This window comes from Symbiobacterium ostreiconchae (genome assembly GCF_055396975.1).
In genome coordinates this window covers 3,210,428-3,230,686 of record NZ_AP042454.1, presented here as the reverse complement: position 1 = coordinate 3,230,686, position 20,259 = coordinate 3,210,428, and the positions used below count along the sequence as shown (strand labels likewise).

Below are 20,259 nucleotides of genomic sequence, written 5' to 3'. Positions count from 1 at the left end.
CGTGGTGAAAGTGGCCCGCCGTGTGAGGATCGGTGCGCAGACTGGCCTTCGGCGACGTGGAGGAACCGCGCGTGCCCGGGGCGCGGGGTGAGGGTCGAGCAGAAATGTGGCCAGGCTCGGGGTAACGGCGGCGGTGAGCACAGCGCCGAGGCGATTCGGGAGCTTGCGCAGGAGCAAGATCGGTTGCGAAACTCCCACGGTGTGCGTGTATGCGTGGTGAAAGTGGCCCGCCGTGTGAGGATCGGTGCGCAGACTGGCCTTCGGCGACGTGGAGGAACCGCGCGTGCCCGGGGCGCGGGGTGAGGGTCGAGCAGAAATGTGGCCAGGCTCGGGGTAACGGCGGCGGTGAGCACAGCGCCGAGGCGATTCGGGAGCTTGCGCAGGAGCAAGAGCGGTTGTGAAACTCCCACGGTGTGCGTGTATGCGTGGTGAAAGTGGCCCGTCGTGTGAGGATCGGTGCGCAGACTGGCCTTCGGCGACGTGGCGGAACCGCGCGTGCACGGGCGGCGGGGTGGGGGTCGAGCAGAAATGTGGCCAGGCTCGGGGGAAAGGCGGCGGTGAGTACAGCGCCGAGGCGATTCGGGAGCTTGCGCAGGAGCAAGATCGGTTGCGAAACTCCCACGGTGTGCATGTACGCGTGGTGAAAGTGGCCCGCCGTGTGAGGATCGGTGCGCAGACTGGCCTTCGGCGACGTGGCGGAACCACGCGTGCCCGGGCGACAGGGTGGAGGTCGAGAAGAAATGCGCCTGGGATCAGGGTGAAGGCGGCGGTGAGCACAGCGCCGAGGCGGCTCGGGAGCTTACGCAGGAGCAAGAGCGGTTGCGAAACTCTCACGATGTGCGGGTGTACGTCGTGAAAGTGACCAGTCATGTGAGGATCCGTGCGTAAACCAGGCTTCGGCGACGTGGCGGAACCAAGCGTGCCCCGGATCGAACCGGAGTCACATGATGGGGGAGAACATGGAAAGCAATCCAATAAAAGGAGGAAAACGTATGATCGGTGCGGAACCTCCTACAGAGGGAGGAGAGCACTGTGGTGAGAGCGCGCAGCGTGATGGAACAGTTCGCGGAGGCAAGGTTGGAACTTCGGGCGCCGATGGAAGTGTACGTGCCGGAGTTATTATGGAAGGACCGCAGCCTGGCGGAGGGAGCCAGGTACCTGTGGGTTTTCCTCCGAATGCTTCGTATCATCGGCAGCAAGTTCACTTTTGCCGACCTGCGCGGCATCACAGGATTGTCTCAGCGGAGTCTCGTCAAGTACCTGGACACGTTGAAGCAGAGAGGATGGCTGGAGTACGTGCGATCAGGGCGAACGGTGGCGGTGCGCCCTTTGTGGCCCGTTCGCTCTGCAGCGCTGAAGCTGCAGGACGACATCTTGCTGGATCGCAGTCTGCCACATGCTGCACGCTGGGTATGGGGAGTGATTCGTGACCTCGATCAGCAGTTCACCTATCAGTTATTGATGGAACGAACCGGGTACTCACGCAACAGCCTGATCAAGTACATCCGGGTCCTTCAGGAAAAGGGTTACCTGGGGGGCACGGTACAGCGCGTGGCGCGGCGCAAGCACTTTTCGTTCGTTGCCGCCAATCCCGCCGAGGCGAGACGGCAGGAAGAACTGGCTCTGTTTGAAAAGGACAAGTCCCGGGTTGAGCGGAAGGCGGGGTACTCCTTTGGCCAGTTCCTGATGGCGCGCAAGGTGGAACTCCGTACCGATACTTACGTGGTGGAGAATGGTGAGCTGAACTGGCTGGAGAACCGCAGAACGGGAGGACGGTTGCAGTACGATGTGCTCCTCCCTGAGTACAAGGTAGCGCTGGAGTTTCAGGGTCCCCAGCACTACCGGGTCACGTCGGTCTTCCCCAGCGAGGATCAGCTGAGGCTCCAACAAGAGCGGGACCAGCTGAAGCGCACCCTCAGCGTACAGGCCGGCTTCAAGCTGGTCGAGATCCACGCGCTCAACCTCAGTTTTGAACACATCGATCAGGTCCTCGCTGAACTGGGTGTGCCCACCCGTCCGGTGCCGGATGAGAAGCGCTACGTCTACCAGGCCCTCCGTCGCTATGCCGATCAGTACCGGTTCAAGGTCCTGCGAGAGGAGCAGATGGTGGTGTAGCGCGGAGCTCCGGTTCGTGCTGTTCCCAGCCGATGAGCCAGGCGAGTTGCTCGAAGCAGCTCATTCCGTCCACCGCGGGCGCGCCGCACTCCGGGCACGTGAGGGCGGGTTCCTTGCGGGTACCCATGTTGACTTGCTCCTTTCATCTGCCGGCTGGACGGCGGCCCCGGACTCACCACTGAGGTCACTGAGGGTGCACCGCACGACGGCCGCAGCTTCGCCGCGCCCGACGGTAAATCCGGACTCCCCCACAAGAGATACCACCGCATGGCGAATCCGGACGCACCACCGGGGATGCGCCGTATCGCGGATCCAGGGCAGTGAGGCGTAGTTCGCGGGGCACGGGAGCACGGTACATCAGGTGCCCAGGCCGATCCGCCCACCCACCATTCTACCTAGCTGCGCCGAAACCGTCAGGCCCCCGGTCCGTGCGACCGGAGGCCCGATCTGGCGCTTTCCGTATCGTCTCAGTCCGCCGCTGCGGCCTGGCGCTTCTCCTCCAGGTACCGGTGGATCGCACGCGCGGCCTTCTGCCCGGCGCCCATCGCCAGGATGACCGTCGCCGCGCCGGTGACCACGTCGCCGCCGGCGAAGACGCCGGGGCGGGATGTCGCGCCCGTCTCCGGATCCGCCACCACACAGCCCCAGCGGTTGGTATCCAGGCCCGGGGTGGTGTTGATGAGGATCGGGTTCGGCGTCGTGCCGAGGGCCAGGATGACCGTGTCGCAGGGCAGGACGAACTCGGACCCGGCCACGGGCACGGGGCTGCGACGGCCGGACTCATCGGGGTCGCCCAGCTCCATCCGGACGCACTCCAGCCCCTTCACCCAGCCCTCCGGGTTTCCGAGCACCCGCACGGGGTTGGTCAGCCAGTAGAACTCGACCCCTTCCTCCAGGGCGTGCTCGTACTCCTCGGCCCGGGCGGTCATTTCCGCCTCCGTGCGACGGTAGACGATCATGGCTTTCTCAGCGCCGACCCGCAGGGCGGTGCGGACGGCGTCCATGGCGGTGTTGCCGGCGCCGATCACCGCAACGCGCTTGCCCACCTTGATCGGCGTGTCGTACTCGGGGAAGCGGTAGGCCCGCATGAGGTTGATCCGGGTGAGGAACTCGTTGGCCGAGTAGACCCCGGCCAGGTTCTCGCCCGGGATGCCCATGAACCTGGGCAGGCCGGCGCCGGTGCCGATGAAGACGGCGTCGTAGCCCATCTCGTCCAGGAGGGCGTCCACCGTGATCGTGCGGCCCACCACCACGTTGTACCGGAACTCGACACCCATCGCCTCCAGCCGGGCCACGTCGGCCTCGACGATCTCCTTGGGCAGCCGGAACTCGGGGATGCCGTACATCAGCACGCCGCCGGGAGCGTGCAGCGCCTCGAAGACCGTCACCTGATAACCCAGCGCCGCCAGGTCGCCTGCGCAGGTGAGCCCGGCGGGCCCGGCCCCGATCACCGCCACCTTCTCGGGGCGCCGCTCGGGCGAAGCGGACGCCACCCAGCCGTGCTGCCGCTCCCAGTCCGCGATGAACCGCTCCAGCCGGCCGATGGCGACGGGCTGCCGGCCGCTGCGGTTCAGCACGCAGCGGGCCTCGCACTGTTCCTCCTGCGGGCAGACCCGGCCGCAGATCGCCGGCAGCCGGTTCACCGCCTTCATGGTCCGGATGGATTCCTCCATCCGCCCCTGGGCCAGCAGACCGATGAAGTCCCGAATCGGGACCGAGACCGGGCACCCCTTCTCACACTGGGGGTCCTGGCACTGGAGGCAGCGGGTGGCCTCGTGCACGGCCATCTCCAGGGTGTAGCCCAGCGGCACTTCGTCGAAGTTGGTGGCGCGGACGTCCGGCGCCTGCTGGGGCATGGGCTGCTTCTTCAGACTGATCATCGCCATGGGGTTCGGGCCTCCTTCGGGGAACGGGGATGGGGCGGCAGCATGCGCAGGCTGGGCGCCGCCTTGGCGACGGCGTGCCCTCCGGCACGGTTGGGACGGCGCTGCTTCACCGCGCTCAGCGTCATGGCCGTCACGCCTCCTTCCCGACCGTGGCGCAGCTGTCCTGGCGCTGGTGCCACCGCTCCAGGGCCTGGCGCTCCTCGGGCCTGTACATCCGGTTGCGGCGGGTGACCTCGTCGAAGTCCACCTGATGGGCGTCGAAGAAGGGGCCGTCCACGCAGGCGAACCGGTTCTGGCCGCCCACCCGCACCCGGCAGGCGCCGCACATGCCGGTGCCGTCCAGCATGATGGGGTCGAGGGATGCGTAGGTTCGGATGCCGTGCGGCCGGGTGACCTCCGCTACGGCCCGCATCATCGGCATGGGACCGATGGCCATCACCACGTCGTAGCCCACCGCCTGGATCTCCTGCTCCAGCAAGCCCGTCACCAGCCCGTGGTAGCCCCGGGATCCGTCGTCGGTACAGGGCAGGAACCGGTCGACCACGGCGCTGACCTCGTCGGTGAGGATCAGCAGGGAGGCGGTGCGGGCGCCGACGATGGCGTCCACCGCCACCTCCGGCCGGCGGGCCAGCGCCTTGGCGATGGTGAGGATCGCCGCGGCGCCAAAACCCCCGCCCACCAGGGCGACCCGGCCCCGTTCAGGAAGCTCCACCGGCGTGCCCAGGGGGCCGAGGAAATCGGCGATGGCGTCGCCCTCCCCGTGCTGCGAGAGCCAGTGGGTGGTCTTGCCCACCTGCTGCACCACGATGGTGACGGTGCCGGCTTCCGGGTCGTAGTCAGTGATGGTGACGGGGATCCGCTCTCCACCCTCGCCGACCCGCAGGATGACGAACTGCCCCGGCCGGGCGGACCGCGCCACCAGCGGCGCATCGATCACGTAGAGGGCCGTCACCGGGGTGAGCTGGCGCTTCTTCAGGATGCGGTACATGCCGGTTCCTCCCTCCTACAGCAGCGGGTGCTCGTGCATCGCCTTCAGGCGCTGCCAGCGGCGGTCGACCTCCGCTTCGATCTCGGCCATGAGCTCCGGGTTCTTCAGCAGGTGCTTCGTCTTGCCCATGAGGCCGGCCCACTCCCGCACCGGCACCCGCAGTCCCAGCGGCTCGGGGTCGTAGGTGATGCGGGTCTTGCCCTTCTCGATCTCGTAGAGCGGGAAGAAGCAGGAGTTGACGGCCGCCTGCAGGATCTCGGTGGTCATCGACTCGTCTGACCGCCAGTTGAGCGGGCAGGCGATCAGGATCTTGCCGTAGGCCGGCCCCACGTTCTGGGCGTACCACTGGGCCTTGGCGGCCTTGCGGATGAGGTCCTCCGGGTAGGACTGGGCCGCGGTGAAGACGTAGGGGATGTGGCACGCCGCCATGATCTGCGGCGTGTCCTTGTGGTGGAACCACTTGCCCGCCTGCTGCGAACCCACGTGGCTGGTGCTGGTCATGTGGCCCAGCGGGGTGGAGTAGGAGAGCTGCGAGCCGGTGTTCATGTAGCCCTCGTTGTCGTACTCCAGCATGATCAGCCGGTGGCCGCGCAGGGCGGTGCCGATGGCCGGGCCCATGCCGATGTCCATGCCGCCGTCGCCGGTGACCATCACGAAGGTGAAATCATCCCGCACCTGGATCTCGCCCCGGCGCTTCCGCTCGTAGAACATCTCCACGAGGCCGGAGAGGGTGGCGGCGCCGTTCTGGAAGAGGTTGTGGATGTACGTCACCCGGTGCGCCGTGTACGGGTAGCCGGTGGTGACCACCATGGCGCAGCCGGTCTGGAAGAGCACCACGACGTCGCCCGAGAGGGCCCGGAAGAACTGGTCCAGCGACGGGAAAATGCCACAGCCGGGGCAGGCGCCGTGGCCCGGGGCGATGCGCGGCGGACGGTTGCGGAAGGCCCAGAGCGGGGCGTGCTCCACCTGCAGCGGGCCGCCGGCGGGATCCTCCTTCACCTGTACCAGCGGGAGCCGCAGGGCGTCCGGGTCCAGCGGCGGCAGGCCGGGGGGCAGCCCCTGGCCGCCTCCGGCGGGGGAGGCGCCGTGGTAATCGAAGGGCACGGCGACCCGGCCGGTCGCGGCGGCCTCCAGGGCCTGCTCGAACAAGGCGCGAGCGTCTGCAGCGTCAAACTCCAGGCCGCCCAGTCCGTAGACCCGGGAGAGGACCAGCGTGCGGTTCTCCGGGTCGTCCTTCAGCGCGGCCTTCACCTCGTGGGTGAGGTTTCCGCCGTAGGATCCGTAGGAGTCGGCCCGGTCCCCGACCAGCACGGCCTTGACGTTTTTCAGGGCCTGGCGGATCTCCGCGGCGGGGAAGGGGCGCAGGACGTTCAGGCTGACCACGCCCACCTTTCTGCCCTCCGCCCGCAGCTGGTCCGCCACGTCCTTGGCGGTCTCGGCGGCGGAGTTGAGCAGGAAGAGCGCCGCCTCGGCGTCCTCCATCCGGTAGAGGTCTACGGTCCGGTACTCCCTGCCTGTGAGCTCGGCCCACTCGGCCCAGAGCGCGGGCAGCACCCGCCGGGCGGCCTCCATCGCCAGGTGCAGCTGGTACTTGTTGTTGATGAGGTCCGGATCGTTCATGTACGGGCCGAAAGTGATGGGGCGCTGGGGATCCAGCGCGTGCGGGAAGTCCGGCCGCTCGCCCAGGAACGCCTGCACCGGCTCCCGGTCGGCGAAGAACCGGACCCGCCGCTTCTGGTGGCTGGTGAAGAAGCCGTCGTAGGCGACGATCACCGGCAGCCGCACGTCGGGGTGCTCGGAGAGCCGCACGGCGATGATGTTCATGTCGTACACGGCCTGCGGATCCCGGGCGAGCAGCACGATCCAGCCGGTGTTGAGGGAGAAGTAGAGGTCGGAGTGGTCGCCGCGGATGTCCAGCGGGCCCGACACGGTGCGAGTGACCAGATCGAGCACCGCGGGCATGCGGGTGCCGGCCTGAACCGGCATCTGCTCCAGGGCGTAGAGGTAGCCGTTGGCAGAGGTGGCGTTGAAGACCCGCCCCCCGCCCACGGAGGCGCCGTAGCAGATCCCGGCGGCGCCGTGCTCGCCGTCGGCCGGGACCATTGCGATGTCGTGCAGCCCCTCCGCCTTCATCTCATCAAGCAGTTCGGCGATCTCGGTGGAGGGGGTGATGGGGTAGTAGCCCATCAGGTGGAAGTTGATCTGACAGGCCGCCAGCGCCGCCATCTCGTTGCCGGACTTGAAACCGACCACCTGGGCGGGGCGCCGGGACGCGTGCCCGGCCTGCCGGTCCTGCGCCCGCGCGTCCGGCCGCCGGGACGGGCCGCCATCCTGCCTGTACACGTCCTTCTCGCGAAGCGCCATGGCGCGCTACCTCCCTTCCGCTGCTGATGCCAGGGGCCCTTCCGCCGCCGCTGCCACGAGCCGGGGTCCGAACAGCGGAACCCGCAGCCGCTCGGCGATGTCGCCGCTCTCCCGCTCCTTGGTGAGCGCCCCCGTGGGGCACTCCTGGACGCAGTGGAGGCAGCCCTTGCAGTACTGGTAGTCGATGCCGATCAGCCGCACGCCGGGATAGCCGTTGATGGTACGCCCGGTGGGCTCCCAGACCAGGCAGAAGTCGGGGCAGACCAGGTCGCAGACGCCGCAGTCGGCGCACAGCTCCCGGTGGAACACGGGGAGGTAGCCCTGCCGGGAGATGCCCATGTTCCTGGCGATGGTGTTGCCCGCCGTGGGCAGGATGCCTCCGACCGGCGCGGTGAGGTACCCGACTGCGGGCCCGGTAGCAGGCCGGGTGACGGCCCCGGTCTGCTCCGGCGACAGGCACACGTCGAACTGGTGGAAACAGCGGTCGAAGGTCCGCAGATTGGCTTCCACCAGGTGGGGGTACTTGCGCTCAAAGGTGTTGCGGATCGCCTGCCGCACCGCGTCCGGGTCGATGACCGCCGCCGCCCGGGAGATCGCCCCGAGCATGGCGGTGTTGACGCGCGTCTTCTCGGCCACGGCTGCGCCGGTGGCGTCGACGCTGATGACCCGGATCCCCCCGACGGGCACCCGCGCCGCGATCTCTGCCGCCGGGGCGGTGCTGTTGACGATAAGCGTGCCGCCCGGCTTCAGCCCGGCGGTGACACCGGGGTCGGTCAGCAGCGCCTCGTGGAAGACGGCCACCAGGTCCGGTTCCCGGACGGGGCTGGTGGTGCGGATCTCCCGGTCCCCCGGCACCAGCCGCACGTAGGACTTGACGGGGGTCCCCTTCTTCTCGGAGCCGTAGGAGGAGAAGTGGGCGCCGTTCAGCCCCATGCCCAACACCGCAGCCTCTGCGAGGATCTGGCCGGCGAGGTGGGCACCGAGGCCGCCGATGGATTCCAGGCGAATCTCGTAACTGCCGTTCACTCGATCCCCACCTTTCTCTGATTACAGCGATTATTTTAGGTGATCGATCCAATTCCGACTGATTACCCGCCATGAGATGTTGGAAGCTGGTGATCAGTGTAACGAACGGGCCGACGGTCGCCTTCGGCACCATGACGGAGGTGGTGGGGAAACCATTCGCCGTGACTTTTTAACAATTCATCGCACAAAAAGCTCAGAGGCACTTCCCGCGCGGGGAGTGCCTCTGGTTTGTGTTGGGGGTTGGTCCACGGCACACGCAGGCGGTGGAGGCGGGTGAGGGTTGAAGCGCGCAGTTTGTGGGCGGTTTGTGGCAGATCGCCGTCGCCGGGGGGATGTTCACCAGAGTGGGCGGCGGCGTGTCTCACACGGGTTGCGAGTTTGGGCGGCGTTTCGTGCAAGACGAGTGAGGCTCCGGGTAGCCGGGCGGGAGGGAGTCGGGGAGTCGCGTGGTGGTGTTCCGGCGCTCAGGGTGGCGGTGGCCTGCTATCTCGAAGAGCGGGCGGCGTGTCTCACACGGGTTGCGAGTATAGGCGGCGTTTCGTGCAAGACGAGTGAGGCTCCGGGTAGCCGGGCGGGAGGGAGTCGGGGAGTCGCGTGGTGGTGTTCCGGCGCTCAGGGTGGCGGTGGCCTGCTATCTCGAAGAGCGGGCGGCGTGTCTCACACGGGTTGCGAGTATGGGCGGCGTTTCGTGCAAGACGAGTGAGGCTCCGGGTAGCCGGGCGGGAGGGAGTCGGGGAGTCGCGTGGTGGCATGTCGGCGCCCAGTGTGGCGGGGGCCTGCTATCTCGAAGAGCGGGCGGCGTGTCTCACACGGGTTGCGAGTATGGGCGGCGTTTCGTGCAAGACGAGTGAGGTTCAGGGTCGTGGGAAGGGAGGGAGCAAGGGGGGTGGTGGGGGCATTCCGGCGCTCAGGGTGCCGGCGGCCTACTGTTTTGGGTAGCGGGCGGCGTGTCTCGGGTTGCGAGTCTGGGCGAAGTATCGTGAAAACCGTGTAAGGATGCCTGCTGCCGACGCAGGGACTACCGGCGCGCAGGGTCACCAGCGCGTGAAGTGTAGAGCGAATTTTCCAGGGATTCTTCACAAGGAGCGCTTCCTGGTAGAATCAAAACCGGACCCGGCGTCGACACCCGGGTCGACAGTCCGGCGACGAGAGGAGGACTGACGATGCGAGACGTGTACAGCCCCGGAGTTCCGCAGGCGTTGGCGGTTCCCTTCGGTATGGTTGAGAATGCGTTCCATCGCCTGGAAAGGCGACTGGAGGGGATGACTGAGGAGGAGTTCCACTTCAGGGGTCCTGGCGACGGGAACTCGACGGCGATGCTGCTCCGGCACCTGATTCTGGTGGACACGACGTATCTACATCTGATCATGGGTCAGGGAGACAAGCTTCCGGAGAACCAGGCGGAGCGCGACCCCTTCCAGGATGCGTACGGAAGGATTCCCGAGGCGCCCGGCGCGACGTTGACCGGGCTGCTCGGGGAGTATCGGGCGCTGATGGACCACGCCCGCGCCTACGTCTCGGGCCTGAAGGAGGAGGACGCGGAGCGGCAAGTGGTGGTTCCGTGGTGGCCCGAGCCCGCAACGCTCCGGTACGTGCTCTGGCACATGGCCAGTCACTCCAGCCATCACCAGGGGCAGATCGCGCGGCTGAGGTCGGTGTACCGCCAACAGTAGTCACTGATGGAAGACCCACGGCGGGCAGATGCTGCATGGCGGATCGGGCACGGGCAGCGAGACACGGCTCGGCGGGCGACGCACGAGCGGCCAAGATGCAGCATGGCGGATGGCGCACAGGCGAAAAAGAAGGTGCCTGGTTGACCGCGCGGGCGTGCGAGAAGCTCCGTGGCGGATAACCCGTGGGCGGCAGGGCCGCTGCGCAGGCGACGGCGCACAGACGGAAGCGATACTGCGGGCAGGATGACCCACAGGCGGCCCGGAGGCTGTGTGCCGCACGGCTCACGGGCGACACAGACACGACACCGTCGCGCCATACGCCAGGGGCACCCCGGGTGGGGTGCCCCTGGTTGCCCCATGTGCACTCGTTCAGAACCTCGGCGGGTAGCCCCAGATCTCGATCTCGATGAAGACCAGCTCTGTGACCTCCGAGGTCGTGATCTTCAGGTACTTCGCCTTGCGCCCCTTCAGGTCGATGGTCAGGCCCTCGGGGCCGAAGCCGCGGCCGTCGTGCAGGTAGACCAGCTGCCAGTTCTCGCCGTCCCCGGAGAGGAGGATCCGGTACCGCGGTGGCCTGTCCCGGAACTCATCGCGGACGATGGGCTTCAGGTCGAAGATGGCGCTGAGGTCGTCAGGACGACCTCTGGGTCGACGCCGGCCTTCTGCAGGGTCACTCGCATCCCGCTGTCGAGCGCTTGGAACTCATACGTGTTGGGCGTGAAGGAGATCTGGCCCTCCCAGGACATCGACCGGGGCTCGCCGGCGAAGAAGGGGCCCCCGTCTTCCAGGGCGGGGAGCGACAGCGGCTGGCACCCGTACTCCGGGTAGCCGGTCAGGTCTCCGTTGGGGTAGTAGCGGATGGTGAAGTCGCCGGCGGGGCAGGTCTGCTCGGGGTTACCCTCCCGCATCCAGGAAATGGGCTGTACGTGCTGGCGTCGCGGTGTACCGGGCCAGCAGTCGGTAAGGCTGGTGCTCCAGCTTGTACGTGACGGGCCCGGCTGAGCTGAGGACTTGATGGTCGTTCAGCTGAAGCTGGGCGCTCTCGCCAGACTGGATATCGGCCCCGAAGGTGTAAGTGCCAGCGCGCAGCACCACGTCGCCCGACCACTCAACCGTGTACTTGGCGAGGCTTGCCCAGTGGTCGGGGCGGTTCTGGCCCCAGCCGTCCGGCGGCGCCTCGCAGGTGGCGAAGTCGACTGCGCTGTTTCGTGCGCCCAGCATGGGCGCTGACTTGGCGGTGAGAGTCCGCTGCGGGCGAGGCAGCACGAGCCCGCTAGCCAAAGGCAAGGGTGTCCGTCGCGAGGCGGAATCTGGAGGAAGCCGGAGGCAAAGCCACGACCCGAGGAACACGAACCTCATACGAGGCTGTGCCGCCTGGGTGAGCTGGCGAACCACAGCAAAACCCGAGGCTGCCAAAGGGCGGTGCAGTAGATGGGGCGGGTGCGGGGCGAAGGTCAGCGTCCTTACCCGGGGAGGTCTGCCGGGAACGCCAGCAACGCTGGTAACCCGGGGGTCGTGGAAAAACACGGGCGCACCACCTCCCCCGGAGGTTTATGCCTGCCCGGATTTGTCCCATTCAGGTTGTCAGCACCCGGCTGCGGAGAGGCGACGCGGCGCAACGCACGGGCTGTCGTCGGCATGCGGCTGCGCAAGAACGGTACGCGCCCGAGGGGCGGGCAGGCGGCTACACCCGCCTGCGGAGGATGGACACAGCCCAATGTGCAGGCGAGCGCCGGCACCCGCCTGCGGAGAGGCGCACGGCCCGTGGTGCGGGTCAGCGCCCCGATCTGATTGAGGGCGGGCGAACCGCGGCACCCTACCTGCGGAACGCAAGCACCACAGGAGGAGGTTGCCCGCGGTGTTTCGCATCGAGTTCGACGACCACCCCGCGTGGGAAGGCTTTATCCCCGGCATGTGGCGGCAGCGGATCGACGTCCGGGACTTCATCCAGCGCAACTACACCCCCTACGAGGGCGACGGCTCGTTCCTCACCGGCCCCACCGAGCGCACGAAGGCCCTCTGGGCGAAATACTTCGCCATTCTGAAGCAGGAGCAGGCGAGCCGCGCCCCCCTGGAGATCGACGCCGGCACCCCCTCGTCGATCCTCGCCTACGGCCCCGGCTACCTGGACAAGGACCTGGAGCTCATCGTCGGCCTGCAGACCGACAAGCCCGGCAAGCGGTCCATCTACCCCTACGGCGGGTGGCGCATGGTGGAGGCGTCGCTGGAGGCCTACGGCGCGGAACCCGACCCCGGGCTGAAGAAGATCTTCACCGAGTACCGCAAGACCCACAACCAGGGGGTCTTCGATGTCTACACCCCTGAGATGCGGCTGGCCCGCAAGAGCGGCATCATCACCGGCCTGCCCGACGCCTACGGCCGGGGGCGGATCATCGGCGATTACCGGCGGGTGGCGCTCTACGGCGTGGACAACCTGATCCGGGCCAAGGAGCTGGAGCTGGCCTGGACCGAGCCGGACACGATGGACGAGGAGACCATCCGGCTCCGGGAGGAGCTGCGGGAGCAGATCAAGGCCCTGCACGAGCTGAAGGAGATGGCCGCCCGCTACGGGTGCGACGTCGGCCGGCCGGCGATGGACGCGCGGGAGGCGGTGCAGTGGACCTACATGGGCTACCTGGCCGCAATCAAGGAACAGAACGGCGCGGCGATGTCCATCGGCCGCATCTCCACGTTCCTGGACATCTACATCGAGCGGGACCTCCGGGCCGGCCGGATCACCGAGCAGGAGGCCCAGGAGCTGATGGACCAGCTCACCATCAAGCTGCGCATGGTCGCCTTCCTGCGCACGCCGGAGTACAACGAGCTCTTCAGCGGCGACCCCACCTGGGTGACCGAGTCCATCGGCGGCATGGGCATCGACGGCCGGACGCTGGTGACCAAGAACAGCTTCCGCATCCTGCAGTCGCTCTACAACCTGGGGCCGGCGCCCGAGCCGAACCTGACGGTCCTCTGGTCCCCCCGTCTCCCCGAGGGGTTCAAGCGGTTCGCCGCGCAGGTCTCCCTCGACACCAGCGCGATCCAGTACGAGAACGACGAGATCATGCGCCAGTACTGGGGCGACGACTACGGCATCGCCTGCTGCGTCTCCGCCATGCGCATCGGCAAGCAGATGCAGTTCTTCGGCGCCCGGGCCAACCTGGCCAAGTGCCTGCTCTACGCCATCAACGGCGGCGTCGACGAGCGGCTGGGCATCCAGGTGGGGCCGAAGCTGCCCCCGCTCACCGGGGAATACCTGGAGTACGACGAGGTCTGGGAGCGGTTCCTGCTCATGATGGACTGGCTGGCGCGGCTCTACATCAACACGCTCAACATCATCCACTACATGCACGACAAGTACTTCTACGAGCGGCTGGAGTTCGCGCTGCACGACCGGGACATCCTGCGCACGATGGCCTGCGGCATCGCCGGCCTGTCGGTGGTGGCCGACTCGCTCTCGGCGATCAAGTACGCGAAAGTGCGCCCCGTCCGCAACGAGCAGGGGATCGCGGTGGACTTCGAGCGGGAGGGGGATTTCCCCGCCTACGGCAACAACGACCCCCGGGTGGACCAGATCGCGGCCCGGGTGGTGGACGAGTTCGCCGCCCGGCTGGCAAAGCACAAGACCTACCGCGGCGCCGTCCCCACGCTCTCGGTGCTCACCATCACCTCCAACGTGGTCTACGGCAAGAAGACCGGCGCGACGCCCGACGGCCGGAAGGCCGGCGAGCCCTTCGCCCCCGGGGCCAACCCGATGCACGGGCGCGACGTCAAGGGCGCCCTCGCCTCGTGCACCTCGGTGGCGCAGATCCCCTATGCCTCCGCGCTGGACGGCATCTCCTACACCTTCTCGATGGTGCCGGGGGCGATGGGGCGGACGCAGGAGGAGCAGGTTTCGAACCTGATCGGCCTGCTGGACGGCTACGCAATCTCCGGCGGCCACCACATCAACGTCAACTGCCTCAACCGGGAGACGCTGCTGGACGCCATGGAGCATCCCGAGCAGTACCCGCAGCTGACGATCCGGGTCTCGGGCTACGCGGTCCACTTCGTGAAGCTCACCCGGGAGCAGCAGCTGGAGGTGATCAACCGCACGTTCCACCAGTGCCTGTAGGAGGCGGTGCGCATGCTGGTCTGCGAGTTCACGCAGCTGGACGTCCCGGCGGCCCGGCGGGTGGGCCGGGTGCACTCCACTGACTCGATGGGCGCGGTGGACGGGCCCGGACTGCGCTTCGTGGTCTTCGTGCAGGGCTGCCTCTACCGCTGCCGCTACTGCCACAACCCCGACACCTGGGACCGGCGGGGCGGGGAGGAGCGGACGGTGGCCAGCCTGGTGGCAGAGATGCGTTCCTACCTGCCCTACATCCGCGCTTCCGGTGGCGGGATCACGGTCACCGGCGGCGAGCCGCTGCTGCAGGCCGATTTCGTGGCGGGCCTCTTCGAGGAGTCCCACAGGATCGGCGTGCACACCGCCCTGGACACCAACGGGTTCGCCCCGCGGGAGCGGGCGGAGCCTGTGCTGGATCACACCGATCTGGTGCTGCTGGACCTGAAGCAGCTGGACCCGGAGAAGCACCGGGCCCTCACCGGCCAGGACAACGCGCTGACCCTGGATTTCGCCCGCTGCGCCTCCGCGCGCGGGGTGCCGCTCTGGATCCGCTACGTCGTGGTACCTGGCTGGAGTGACGCGCCGGCGGACGTGGAGGCCCTGGCGGACTTCGTGGAGGGCCTGCGGGGGGTGGAGCGGGTGGAGCTCCTGCCCTACCACCTGCTGGGCAGGCACAAGTGGGAGGCCATGGGGCTGCGGTACACCCTGGAAGGGGTGGAGCCGCCGCCGGCGGAGACGATGGAGCGCATCCGGCGGCAGCTCACGCGCCGGGGGCTGCCCGTGCGGTGAGGACACGGTTGGTGACAATCTGACAACGTGACAAAATGTCAGGCGTGTATAGGCCGCCGGGGGTGACAAAGTGTCACCCCCGGCGCCGCGCGGCGCCGGCCGGTGCGCGCCCGGAAGGCCGCCTGCGCTGCACCCGGCCAGCCGGGATGCGGTTTTCGCCGCCCCGCCGCCCGCCTGGCGAAGGGTTGGCACGCCCCTTGCTGATATCTGTGGGCGAACTCCATCACATCCAGCAAGGGGAGGGACCACCGTGACAGCACCCGTTCCGGACCCCGGCTCCCGCAAAGAGCCCTACTGGGTGATGGTGATCGACCTGCAGAAGTGCATCGGCTGCGACACCTGCACCGTCTCCTGCAAGGCCGAGAACCGCACCCCGCCCGGCGTCAGCTACAACGTCGTCCTGCAGATGGAGATGGGCGAGTACCCCAACACCCGGCGGGCCTACGTGCCCCGGCCCTGCATGCAGTGCGACAGTCCGCCCTGTGTCGGCGTCTGCCCGGTGGGCGCCACTTACAAGGGCGAGAGCGGCATCGTCGTCATCGACGACGACCGGTGCATCGGCTGCCGGTACTGCATCGCCGCCTGCCCCTACGGCGCCCGGTCCTTCGACTTCGGCGAGAACTACGACGAGATGCTGGGCTACACCGAGGTCCAGGCCCCCGAGTACGGGGTCGAGCGGGGCCCCCGCCGCAAGGGCGAGGCGCCCATCGGCACGGTGCGCAAGTGCACGTTCTGCCTGCACCGCATCAACCGGGGCGAGGAGCCCGCCTGCGTGGAAACCTGCATCGGCGACGCCCGGTACTTCGGCGACCTGAACGACCCCAACTCGGTGGTGGCGAAGCTGGCCGCCAGCCCGCGGGCCTTCCGGCTGAAGGAAGAGATGGGCACCCAGCCGCGGGTCATCTACCTGAAGTAGAGGGAGGGAGCACACGATGTCCGCGCTGACCAAGGAAGAGGCGGCCCTGCGGCTTTCCGAAGAGCAGCCGGCTCCGGAGCCGAACCGGTTCCTCCGGGCCGGATGGTACGCCCTGCTGGTCGTCCTGCTGGTGGCGGGCGGAGCGGCCATCTTCCACCGCACTGTGAACGGCCTGGCCACCACCCACCTGACCTCGATCACCCCGTGGGGCGCGTGGATCGCGTTCTACATCTACTTCGTCGGCCTCTCGGCCGGGGCGTTCCTGCTTTCCAGCCTCATCTATGTGTTCGGCATGTCCCGGTTCGAACGGCTGGGGCGGATGGCCCTGCTCACCGCTCTGGTGGCCATGATCGTCGCCCTGACCTTTGTGCTGCTGGACCTGGGCCGGATGGAGCGGGCGCTCAGCGCCCTGGTCTACTTCAACTGGCTCTCGCCGCTCGCCTGGGAGATGCGCTTCTACGTGATCTACATTCTGCTCCTGGCGGCGGAGCTCTGGTTCGCCATGCGCGTCGACCTGGTCCGGCGGGCGGAGCGGTCCCGGCTGGCCCGGTGGCTCAGCTTCGGCAGCCGGTCCCTGGACACCGCTCGGGATCACCGGATGCTCCGGATCCTCGGCACCATCGGCGTGCCCATCGCCATCTTCGGCGTGCACGGCGGCACGGGCACGATCTTCGCCATCGTGAAGACCCGGGGCATGTGGTTCTCGGCGCTCACGCCCATCGTGTTCATCGTGTCGGCGCTGGTATCGGGCACGGCGCTCCTGGCCCTGCTCTACATCCTGCGGCAGAAGGCTCTGAAGCGGCCCGTGGACGCCGGCATGGTGGCGGACCTGGGCAAGCTGCTGGGCGGCTTCCTGCTGGTGGATCTGGGGCTCCTGTTCTACGAGTTCCTGGTGCCGCTGCTCTCCATGGCGCCGCACGAGACCAGCGTCGTGCACCTCATGATGGAGGGGCCCTACGCCTGGACCTTCTGGATCCTGCAGCTGGGCGTCGGCATGGTAGCGCCGGCGATCCTCCTGATGACCCGCCTGCGGGAGTCCGTGCCGCTCACCGCCCTGGCTTCCCTCATGGTGGTCGTGGGCATCGTGGGCGTGCGGTTCAACATCGTCGTGCCGCCGCTCATCGAGCCCGTGCTGCAGGGGCTGCCCGCCGGCCAGTACTTCCCGAACGCGGTGGAGTGGTGGGCGAGCGCCGGCATCATCGCCATGGGGCTCCTGCTCTTCAGCCTGGCCGCGGACCTGCTGCCCGTGGATGAGGAAGTGCACGAGATCGGAGGGACGGCCCATGACTGAGGATCGCAAGCACCGCCAGGCAGACTCTTCTTCGGCCCTCACCCGCCGTCAGTTCGTCGCCGGGGCGGCGGTAGTGGGCGGTTCCATCGCCGCGATGCCCCTGCTGGGCGGCGGCATCTCCCAGGCCTTCGCTGACCCCTTCGCCAACCGGAAGACCCACGGCGCCGGCGACTTCGGCGAGCCGGCCCCGGCGGAGCGGGTGATCTACACCACGTGTGAGCAGTGCCAGACCCACTGCACCATCAAGGTCGTGCTCACCGACCCGGCGAAGACCGGCGGCAAGGCTTACGTCCGCAAGATCGCGGGGAACCCCTACTCGCCGCTGAACACGGTGCCCTACGACCAGATCCCCTACGACACCTCGCCCTTCGACGCCGCCCGGGGGCACGGGAACCTGGCGGTGGACGGCCGGCTCTTCGCCGGCGGCCGCACCTGCCTGAAGGGGCAGGCCGGCATCCAGACGGCCTACGACGCCTACCGCATCGCGCAGCCCCTGAAGCGGGTGGGCCCCCGGGGCTCGGGCGAGTGGCAGACGATCTCCTGGGAGCAGGCGATTCAGGAGATCGCGGAGAAGCTCCGGCCCCACATCGGCTTCGTCGACAAGGAGCCGGTCATGGCCGACTGGGCGAAGGTGAAGGCCGGCGAAATGACCCAGGAAGCGTTCGACGCCAAGTACCGGGACGTCCTCATCGACACCCGGCACCCGGACCTGGGGCCCAAGTCCAATCAGATCGCCTTCGTCTTCGGCAACCGGGACGAGTTCATCACCCGCATGTTCAACCAGGCCATCGGGACCATCAACACCTTCAACCACGCCGGCATCTGCGGCATCCCCGGGGTGGCGGCCAACGTCCGCGGTCGCAACGGCAGCCAGCTGAAGAAGCGGCAGTATGCGGACCTGGACCACTGCGAGTACCTGATCGCCTGGGGCACCAACCTGGCCGTGGCCAACAAGGGGCCGACCTGGCTGGCGCCCCGCCTGATGAACGCCATCGAGCGGGGCATGAAGCTGGTGGTGGTGGACCCCCGGCTCTCCCGGACGGCGGAGAAGGCGCACCTCTGGGTGCCGGTGAAGCCGGGCATGGACATCGCCCTGGCCTTCGGCATGATCCGCTGGATCATCGAGAACAAGCGCTACGACGAGCGCTACCTGCGCAACCCGGGCAAGAAGGCGGCCGCGGCCGACGGCGAGCCCACGTGGTCCGACGCAACCCACCTGGTGAACCTCTCGCATCCCAACCGGCCGAAGCTGCGGGCCAAGGACGTCGGCCTGGAGGGCGACGCCTTCGTGGTGCTGCAGGACGGCGTGCCCGTCCCGGCCACCGAGGCCATGGACGGTGAGCTGGAGGTCGACACCGAGATTAACGGGATCCGGGTGAAGTCGGCGTTCACGCTGCTGAAGGAGCGGGTGTTTGAGAAGACCCTCGCCGAGTACGCCGAGATGTGCGGCGTGCCCGAGGCGACCATCGTCGAGATGGCCCGGGACTTCACCTCCCACGGCAAGCGGGCCGTCGCCGTCTCCTATCGGGGGCCGGCGATGCACACCAACGGGTTCTACGCGGTCTACGCCATCGGCATCCTGAACTTCCTGATCGGCAACCACGACTGGAAGGGCGGCGAGAACTCCTCCGCCGTGCGGTACGCGGAGACCTCCGGCAGCCGCTACGACGTGTCGAAGGTGGAGGGGGGCTACACCCCGTGGGGCGTGCCCATCACCCGGGAGAAGCAGGTCTACGAGCAGTCGACGCTCTTTGAGCGGGACGGTTACCCGGCGAAGCGGCGCTGGACCTTCCTGGGCGGCAACGCCTGCCACGAGGTGATCCCGTCGGCGTACGACGAGTACCCCTACGGGCTGAAGGCTCTGTTCATCAATCGGATGTCGCTGGTGGAGTCGGCCCCCGGAGGCAACATCCAGGCGGAGATGCTGAAGGACGAGCAGAAGCTGCCGCTGGTGGTGGCCTTCGACCTGGTGATCGGCGGCACGTCCCAGTACGCCGACTACATCCTGCCCGACCTCTCCTACCTGGAGCGGTGGAACCTGGTCACCATCTACCCCAACCAGAACCTGAAGGAGAGCCACATCGAGCAGCCGGCGTGCCACGTGATGGACGGCCCCCGGGCGGTGGAGGATGTGCTCATCGACCTGGGCAAGGCGCTCGGCCTGAAGGGCTTCGGTCCCAACGCCTTCCCGGGCGGCTACAGCCTGGACCGGGCGGAGGACTTCTACCTGAAGATCGTGGCCAACATCGCCTTCGACGAGGAGCCGGTGCCCGACGCCTCCCCCGAGGAGCTGGAGCTGTTCACCCGGTCCCGCCGGCTCGCCCTGGGCGACCGGTTCGACGAGGCGGCCTGGAAGGCGGCGGTGAAGCCGGAGGAGTGGCCGAAGGTGGTCTACGTGCTGAACCGGGGCGGCCGGTTCGCCCCGCCGGACACCGCCTACGAGGGCGAGTGGCTCCGGATGCGCTACGGCGGCCAGGTCAACCTCTACGACGAGGTGGCGGCCCGGCAGAAGTCGTCGTACACGGGCAAGTACTACGACGGCACGCCGATGCTCTGGACGGCGGTGGACTACGCCGGCAACGAGATCCAGGATCCCCTGCCTCTGCAGTTCATCAACTGGAAGTCCAGCCACCTCTCCAACCACCGGACCATCGGCAACGCCTGGCTCCGGGAGATCCGGGAGGAGAACCCGGTCTGGATGCACCCGAGGGACGCGGCAGCCCGGGGGATCCGCAGCGGGGACCGGGTCCGGGTGCGGTCGGCCTCCGGCGTGGTGGAGGCGACGGCCTACGTCACGGAGGGCATCCGGCCCGGGGTCGTCGGCGCCGAGTTCTCCTACGGCCACGAGACCTACGGGGCGAAGGCGGTGGTGATCGACGGGGTGCTGATCCCGCCGGTGTCGGCCTACGGCCACACGGGGTACCAGTTCCGGCAGACGGGCACGGAGCCGACGGGGCTGGCGCCGGGCCGGGGCACGGGCTTCCGGGTGAACGACGTCATCCGCCAGGACGACCACCTGGGTCCCGGCTCCAGCCTGGTGGACGTGCTGACCAACGGCAGCGCCCAGTACGACACGTGGGTGGAGGTCGAGAAGATCTAGGAGGTG

The 20,259-nt window shown here is 68.0% G+C and carries 14 protein-coding genes; 7 read left to right on the top strand and 7 right to left on the bottom strand.

Translation table 11 applies throughout. From position 1 onward, the window contains the following. Positions 1-1,035: 1,035 nt before the first annotated feature. Positions 1,036-2,115 (top strand): hypothetical protein, encoded by a 1,080-nt coding sequence (locus ACZ5UM_RS15730; RefSeq protein WP_464845232.1) that lies wholly within the window; start codon positions 1,036-1,038, stop codon positions 2,113-2,115. Between the two features lie 467 nt (positions 2,116-2,582). Here the strand turns inward: ACZ5UM_RS15730 and gltA are convergent, their stop codons facing one another. From gltA to ACZ5UM_RS15705, 5 genes are read right to left on the bottom strand one after another with little or no spacing between them, the layout of a single operon-like run. Then, positions 2,583-4,001 carry an NADPH-dependent glutamate synthase gene (gene gltA, locus ACZ5UM_RS15725; protein ID WP_464845231.1) on the bottom strand — a complete coding sequence of 473 codons (1,419 nt, stop codon included), beginning with the start codon at positions 3,999-4,001 and terminating at the stop codon, positions 2,583-2,585. After that, entirely contained in the window at positions 3,992-4,126 is a 135-nt protein-coding gene (locus ACZ5UM_RS15720; RefSeq protein ID WP_464845230.1) for a hypothetical protein, read from the bottom strand. Before ACZ5UM_RS15720 ends, gltA begins: the two co-directional genes overlap by 10 nt. A gap of 5 nt (positions 4,127-4,131) precedes the next feature. After that, a complete protein-coding gene (locus ACZ5UM_RS15715; protein WP_464845229.1) occupies positions 4,132-4,989 on the bottom strand; it encodes a sulfide/dihydroorotate dehydrogenase-like FAD/NAD-binding protein in 858 nt (285 codons plus the stop codon). A gap of 15 nt (positions 4,990-5,004) precedes the next feature. Beyond that, positions 5,005-7,353 (bottom strand): thiamine pyrophosphate-dependent enzyme, encoded by a 2,349-nt coding sequence (locus ACZ5UM_RS15710; protein WP_464845228.1) that lies wholly within the window; start codon positions 7,351-7,353, stop codon positions 5,005-5,007. A gap of 6 nt (positions 7,354-7,359) precedes the next feature. Further along, positions 7,360-8,379, bottom strand: a complete 1,020-nt coding sequence (locus ACZ5UM_RS15705; RefSeq protein ID WP_464845227.1) for a 2-oxoacid:acceptor oxidoreductase family protein — start codon at positions 8,377-8,379, stop codon at positions 7,360-7,362. A 1,163-nt stretch (positions 8,380-9,542) separates the two neighbouring features. Here ACZ5UM_RS15705 and ACZ5UM_RS15700 point away from each other — a divergent pair. Continuing rightward, a complete protein-coding gene (locus tag ACZ5UM_RS15700) occupies positions 9,543-10,052 on the top strand; it encodes a DinB family protein (protein ID WP_464845226.1) in 510 nt (169 codons plus the stop codon). Between the two features lie 605 nt (positions 10,053-10,657). Here the strand turns inward: ACZ5UM_RS15700 and ACZ5UM_RS15695 are convergent. Continuing rightward, positions 10,658-10,960 carry a hypothetical protein gene (locus ACZ5UM_RS15695; protein ID WP_464845225.1) on the bottom strand — a complete coding sequence of 101 codons (303 nt, stop codon included), beginning with the start codon at positions 10,958-10,960 and terminating at the stop codon, positions 10,658-10,660. After that, complete coding sequence (locus ACZ5UM_RS15690) at positions 10,947-11,333, bottom strand: hypothetical protein (protein WP_464845224.1); 387 nt, start codon at positions 11,331-11,333, stop codon at positions 10,947-10,949. The genes ACZ5UM_RS15695 and ACZ5UM_RS15690 overlap by 14 nt, the downstream gene beginning before the upstream one ends. Before the next feature lie 631 nt (positions 11,334-11,964). On the opposite strand from ACZ5UM_RS15690, the gene pflB reads away from it, so the two are divergent. From pflB to ACZ5UM_RS15665, 5 genes are all read left to right on the top strand, one after another. Next, positions 11,965-14,163, top strand: coding sequence for a formate C-acetyltransferase (gene pflB, locus ACZ5UM_RS15685; RefSeq protein ID WP_464848402.1), 2,199 nt, complete (start codon positions 11,965-11,967; stop codon positions 14,161-14,163). 12 nt (positions 14,164-14,175) lie between these two features. Further along, entirely contained in the window at positions 14,176-14,946 is a 771-nt protein-coding gene (pflA, locus tag ACZ5UM_RS15680) for a pyruvate formate-lyase-activating protein (RefSeq protein ID WP_464845223.1), read from the top strand. 250 nt (positions 14,947-15,196) lie between these two features. Continuing rightward, a complete protein-coding gene (locus ACZ5UM_RS15675; protein ID WP_464845222.1) occupies positions 15,197-15,862 on the top strand; it encodes a 4Fe-4S dicluster domain-containing protein in 666 nt (221 codons plus the stop codon). Between the two features lie 16 nt (positions 15,863-15,878). Next, positions 15,879-17,153 carry an NrfD/PsrC family molybdoenzyme membrane anchor subunit gene (gene nrfD / locus ACZ5UM_RS15670; protein ID WP_464845221.1) on the top strand — a complete coding sequence of 425 codons (1,275 nt, stop codon included), beginning with the start codon at positions 15,879-15,881 and terminating at the stop codon, positions 17,151-17,153. After that, positions 17,146-20,253: a tetrathionate reductase subunit A gene (locus tag ACZ5UM_RS15665; RefSeq protein WP_464845220.1), complete on the top strand. Its 3,108-nt coding sequence runs from the start codon at positions 17,146-17,148 to the stop codon at positions 20,251-20,253. Before nrfD ends, ACZ5UM_RS15665 begins: the two co-directional genes overlap by 8 nt. The last annotated feature ends 6 nt before the right edge of the window (positions 20,254-20,259 follow it).

Excerpts from the sequence above, each read along its gene's own strand:
- ACZ5UM_RS15695 (WP_464845225.1), bottom strand. The coding sequence starts at position 10,960 with ATGCGGGAGGGTAACCCCGAGCAGACCTGCCCCGCCGGCGACTTCACC.
- gltA (WP_464845231.1), bottom strand. The coding sequence starts at position 4,001 with ATGGCGATGATCAGTCTGAAGAAGCAGCCCATGCCCCAGCAGGCGCCG.
- pflA (WP_464845223.1), top strand. The coding sequence starts at position 14,176 with ATGCTGGTCTGCGAGTTCACGCAGCTGGACGTCCCGGCGGCCCGGCGG.
- pflB (WP_464848402.1), top strand. The coding sequence starts at position 11,965 with ATGTGGCGGCAGCGGATCGACGTCCGGGACTTCATCCAGCGCAACTAC.
- ACZ5UM_RS15720 (WP_464845230.1), bottom strand. The coding sequence starts at position 4,126 with ATGACGCTGAGCGCGGTGAAGCAGCGCCGTCCCAACCGTGCCGGAGGG.
- ACZ5UM_RS15710 (WP_464845228.1), bottom strand. The coding sequence starts at position 7,353 with ATGGCGCTTCGCGAGAAGGACGTGTACAGGCAGGATGGCGGCCCGTCC.
- nrfD (WP_464845221.1), top strand. The coding sequence starts at position 15,879 with ATGTCCGCGCTGACCAAGGAAGAGGCGGCCCTGCGGCTTTCCGAAGAG.
- ACZ5UM_RS15715 (WP_464845229.1), bottom strand. The coding sequence starts at position 4,989 with ATGTACCGCATCCTGAAGAAGCGCCAGCTCACCCCGGTGACGGCCCTC.
- ACZ5UM_RS15665 (WP_464845220.1), top strand. The coding sequence starts at position 17,146 with ATGACTGAGGATCGCAAGCACCGCCAGGCAGACTCTTCTTCGGCCCTC.
- ACZ5UM_RS15700 (WP_464845226.1), top strand. The coding sequence starts at position 9,543 with ATGCGAGACGTGTACAGCCCCGGAGTTCCGCAGGCGTTGGCGGTTCCC.